Origin of the sequence: Streptomyces niveiscabiei (assembly GCF_001419795.1) — a bacterium.
GTDB lineage: Bacteria > Actinomycetota > Actinomycetes > Streptomycetales > Streptomycetaceae > Streptomyces > Streptomyces niveiscabiei.
Genome location: NZ_LIRL01000817.1, coordinates 1 through 5,648 on the forward strand (window position 1 = coordinate 1; position 5,648 = coordinate 5,648).

Sequence of the window (5,648 nt, forward strand, 5' to 3'; positions counted from 1 at the left end):
CCGCGACCCCCGCACCGCCACCCTCTGGCCCGACGCCCCACCCGACCGCCCCCACAACACCTTCCACGCCACCGTCAGCCAACTCCGCCGCACCCTGCGCACCGCCACCCACAACACCATCACCGACATCACCACCTGCACCGACGGCTACTACACCCTGGACCCCGACCAGACGGACGTCGACCTCTGGCACCTCCAACACGCCCTCGACACCACCCACCACCTCCCCGAACCCGACCGCCGCCCCGCCCTGGAACACACCATCGACCTCTATACCGGCGACTTCGCCGCCGACCTCAGCGCCGACTGGACCGAAGCACCCCGCGAAGCCCTCCACCGCGCCTTCCTCGACACCGTCAGCACCCTGGTCCGCATCCTGCGCACCACCGACCCCGAAGAAGCCCTCACCCTCCTCGAACGCGCCCGCACCTTCGACCGCCACAACGAGGCCATCTACCGCGACATCGCCCGCTTCCAGGCCCACCTCGGCCAACACGACGCCATCCCCCGCACGTTCACCCTCCTCACCACCGTCCTCGGCGAGATCGACGAAGAACCCAGCCGGGAGACCGAGGAACTGTTCGAGACCTTCCAGCAGCGCTTCCGGCAGATCACCGGAAGCCCGGCACCGGACTGAGACGCCGCCTCAGGCGATCGCCGGCCTCGCACGCCTCGATACCTGCCTGCCGAGAGAGAATGATCATTTGTGTAGATTTTGCGCAGTTTTAGTGGTGATCTATCTCACTCGACTTGAAAAAATCATGAATACGTCTTGTGTCACCACTTAAAAAATCTTTAAATCTCCCTCACTTTTGATCATCTGTGTGGGGGGATCCACCGTGCGTCCAGCACGTCCGCTTGTTGTCGCCGTCGCCTTCGTCATGGCTGTCCTGGCCGGTACTGAAGGGGTGGCGTCCGCGCAGACCTTCGCGTCTCCGGGTGCGGCGTCGGCTGATGTCCCCGAACAGCAGTGGGGTTCCGCCGATGGCCGCCCGTCCACGGCTACCGCCGATGCGACCTCGGCGGAGGCGGCCGGCGGGCGGCGTGGGCACACGGCCGCGTCGGGGGAGTTGCCGCCGGAGAGCGGCACATCGTCCCCGGTCGGCGCGGCGAGCGCCCCGCTCCCCGATGCCGAGACCGCCCCCGTGACCGTCGAGACGGCCGAGCCGAAGGGTTTCGACGCGGCGACGAGCCGTGAGGTCGCCGCCGAACGTGAGCGCACCTCCCGCACGTTCCAGAACACGGACGGCACCCTCACCACCCGCTTCTACGACGAGCCGGTCAACTTCCAGGATGCGTCGGGGAACTGGAAGCCGATCGACACGACGCTGAAGGAACTGCCCAAGAACGGCGGACTGTCGACACAGACCATCAGCGCTTCCACCGACGGCTGGAAGATCACGGCGGGGGACACGGAGACGACGTTCGCCGGGTACGCCGACGGCGTCCCGTTGGTCTCCCTGAAGACCGGTACGGACACCGCGGTCGGCTTCTCGATCCAGGACGCTGCGCATGTGCCGGGCACAGCCGACGAGAGCACTGTCGTCTACCCGGGCGTGCGCCCCTTCGCGGACGCCCGGTTCGTCGCCGGCGGCACCTCGGTCAAGGAAGTCATCACCCTCAACAGCGCCGCCGCTCCCACGGAGTGGGTGTTCCCGCTCCACACGCAGGGGGTGACGGCCCGTCTGGAGCCCACCGGCGCGGTGACGTTCCGCGACGCGGCGGGCGGCGTACGCGCCACCATGCCGGCCGGGTGGATGGAGGACTCCGACCTCGCCCCCGACTCCAACCAGGGCGAGATCTCCACCGGCGTCCGCTACGAACTCCTCGACCTCGCCGGCAGCCAGGCCCTCAAGGTGACGCTGGACACCGAATGGCTGAACGCCCCCGACCGCGTCTTCCCCGTGAAGGTCGACCCGACCGTCACCACGGTGACCTCCGTCAACGCCTCCTCGGGCACCTACGTCCAGTCCCCGTACAACGCGGACTTCTCCGGCGACACGAACGTCAAGGTCGGCACCTACGACGGCGGCGGCCACAAGGCGGCGGCGTTCCTGCGGTTCGCGGGCGTGGAGAACACCCTCAAGAACGCCTGGGTCGTCGGCGCCCGTCTCGCGCTGTACAACACGTGGTCGTACTCGTGCACCGCGCGCCCGGTGACGGTCCACGCGATCACGTCGAACTGGGCTGAGTCCACCACCAGGACCTACCCGGGCCCCTCGACCGGGTCCGCGCTCTCCTCGAAGTCCTTCACCCACGGCTGGCGCCCCGAAGGGCAGACCGCGTACCCGTGCGGGGCGGCGGCATGGGAGTCGATCCCGCTCGGATCGGCGGGCCGCCAGCTCGTCGACGACTGGACGCACGGCCGCAAGAAGAACTACGGCCTGGCGGTGAAGGCGTCCACCACCGACTCCAAGGCGTGGAAGAACTTCGGCTCCGACGACTACCCCAACGGCAAGCCGTCCCTGGACATCACGTGGACGAAGTACGGCGCCACCTACAAGCTCGGTGAGTTCGTCACCCCGATGACGGCGACCTCCGAGGGCGTCTTCAAGGTGACGGTCACCAACCGCGGCCAGCAGACCTGGCCCAAGGGCGGCAACTTCACCCTGCGCTACCTGCTGTACGACGCGGCGGGCAAGGAGATCACCGACACGGCGAAGATCCGCTGGACGACGATGCCCGCCGACGTCCCCCCGGGCGCAACGGTCACCGTCGACGCGAAGATCGCACCGCTCACCCCGGCCGACTACACCCTGGCCTGGACGATGAACGACAACGGCATCGCCACCTTCAGCGGCGCCGGAGTCCCCGTGTCCGCGATGCGCGTGTCCGCCGTCAACGTCCCGCCCTACCTGACCGGCGCGGCCCCGGCGTCCGGCGCCGTCGTCAACACCCTGACCCCGACCCTGTGGGCCTCCGGCGCCGACCGCGACCGCTACCCCAAGGCCCTCCAGTACCAGTTCGAGGTCTGCGAGGTCGAAGGCAAGAACTCCCGCAAGAACTGCAAGACAGGACCTCGTGTCGCCTCCCAGCAGTGGGCGGTCACCAGCGGCTGGCTGTCCTGGTCGAAGACGTACGCCTGGTACGGCTACGCCTACGACGGCAGCTCCACCTCCGCGCGCCCCGGCCCGTCCCTGCTGACGACCCAGGTGCCGCAGCCCGCGATCACCAGCCACCTCGGCGGATCCGACAGCGGACGCAGTTTCGGCGAACGCTCCGGGAACTACGCCACCTCGGCGACGGACGCCGCGATCCCGACCGTCGGCCCCGAACTGTCGGTGACCCGCACCTACAACTCCCAGGACCCGCGCCAGAAGAACGCCTTCGGCGCGGGCTGGGCGACCCGCTGGGACATGCGCGCCGCGGCCGAGAGCACCGGCAGCGTCGTCCTCACCCTGGCCACCGGCACCCAGGTCCGCTTCGGCAAGAACGCCGACGGCACCTACGCCGCCCCCTCCGGCTCCGTGGGCGTGCTCACGGCCCAGTCCGGCGGCGGCTGGACGCTGCGCGACGGCTCCGCGACCCTGTACACGTTCAGCTCCACCGGCCTCCTGACGAAGATCGCCGATGGACACGGCCGCACGCAGGAACTCACCTACACCGACGGCCGCCTGACCCAGGCCAAGGACGTCCTCTCCGGCCGCACCCTCACCTTCACCTGGACCGCCGGACACGTCACCACCGCCGAGACGAACCCCGTCAACGGCACCGGTACGAGCCTGAAGTGGACCTACACCTACGACGGCGACCGGCTGGTGAAGGTCTGTCCGCCAGCCTCGGCGACCGCGTGCACTGCCTACTCCTACGAGAACGGCAGCCTGTACCGCAGCACCGTGCTGGACGACGGCCCCACCGGATACTGGCGGCTCAACGAGACCGAGGGGGAGAGCGCGGCCAGCGAGGCCGTCTCCAACACCGGCCTCAACGACGCCCTGTACCGGGACGTCACCCGCGGCGCGGCGGGCGCACTGGGGGGAACCGGCAATCAGTCCGGGTCCTTCGACGGCACCGACTCCCACCTCGCGCTGCCCGACGACGCCCTGGGTTCCTCGCCGTTCGCGTCGGTGGAACTCTGGTTCCAGACCACCAAGTCCGGCGTGCTGCTCTCCCAGGCCAATGAGCGCATGGAGGACGTCGACCCGTCCGTCAGCCAGTCCACGCCCCTGCTGTACGTGGGCACGGACGGCAAGCTGCGCGGCCAGTTCTACTTCCCCGGCACCACCTGGACCCCGCTCACCTCCACCGCCGCGGTCACCGACGGAGCCTGGCACCACGTCGTCCTCTCCGGCGCGGGCACCTCCCAGACGCTCTACCTCGACGGCGCCGCGGTCGGCTCCAAGACCGGCGTGATCGACCACCTCGAACAGCGCTACACCTATGTCGGTCTGGGCTGGACCAGCGTCCCCTGGGCGGGCATCGACAAGACCGACCAGCTCGGCCACTTCACCGGCCTCATCGACGAGGTCGCCGTGTACGGCCACACCCTCGACGCGAGCACCGCCGCCGACCACTACGCGGCCAGGTCGGCCGTCTCCCGGATCACCAAGGTCACCCTGCCCTCGGGACGCGTCAGCGCCGAGGTGACGTACGACTCCGACACCGAGCGCGTCACCCAGGCCAAGGACAACAACGGCGGGGCGTGGAAGGTGTCCGCGCCCTCCTACTCGGCCGGTTCCGCCGCCTACAGCGACACCGTGCGCGCCTCCGGCCCCACCGAGTACTGGCGCCTGGGTGATCGCCGCGGCACCACAGCGGCCACCGCCCTCGCAGAAGGATCGGACGGCACCTACGGCGACAACGCCGCGCTCGGCACCTACGGGGCTTTCGCCGCCGGCGACGACACGGCCGTCGGCCTGAACGGCGACTCCTACGTCCAGGTCGCCGACAACTCCCTGACCGGCACCGCCCTGTCGGCGGAACTGTGGTTCCGCACCGACAAGCCGGGCATCCTGCTGACCGAGTCCAACGCCGACATCAGCGAGGACGAAGTCCCCACCCGGGCCACCCCGCTGCTGTACGTCGGCACGGACGGCAAACTGCACGGCCAGTTCTACTCCGACACCACCAACTGGACGCCCCCGGCATCCAAGAGCACGGTCAACGACAGCCAGTGGCACCACGCCGTCCTCACCGGCAACGGCACCACCTCCGCCCTCTACGTCGACGGCATCCTCGCCGGCACGGTCTCCGGCACCATCACCCACCTCGACCAGACCCGCATCTTCCTCGGCAAGGGCCGCACCGGCTCCCGCTGGGCCGCCCTCGACTCCACCGACCCGTGGGGCCACTTCAGCGGCGCCCTCGACGAAGTCGCCTTCTACCCCAAGGCCCTCACCGCGGCCGAGATCGGCGCGCACTTCCGCTCCCGCACCGGCATGGTGACCGGTGACGGCCCGCACTACCGGGGCGCGGTCACCGTCGACTCCCCGGCCGGCTACTGGCGCCTCGACGAGGTGAACGGCACGACCGCCCACAGTCAGGTCGCGGTCCTCGACGGCGACGGCACCTACACCAACGCCACCCTGGGCGCCGACGGCGCCTTCGGCACCGGCGACAACACCGCCGCCACCTTCAACGGCAACGGCTACGCCGAGATCCCCGGCACCATCCTGCGCGGCTCGACCGACCTCGCCGTCGAACTCTGG

General features: G+C 69.6%; 2 protein-coding genes. Both read left to right on the forward strand.

All coding sequences use genetic code 11. The features are described from left to right. The coding region (locus AOK24_RS34415; RefSeq protein WP_206191322.1) for an AfsR/SARP family transcriptional regulator at positions 1 to 637 on the forward strand (637 nt) is incomplete at its 5' end. Positions 638 to 839: 202 nt separating this feature from the next. Next, positions 840 to 5,648: LamG-like jellyroll fold domain-containing protein (locus tag AOK24_RS34420; protein WP_159052082.1), on the forward strand; the 4,809-nt coding region annotated here is incomplete at its 3' end.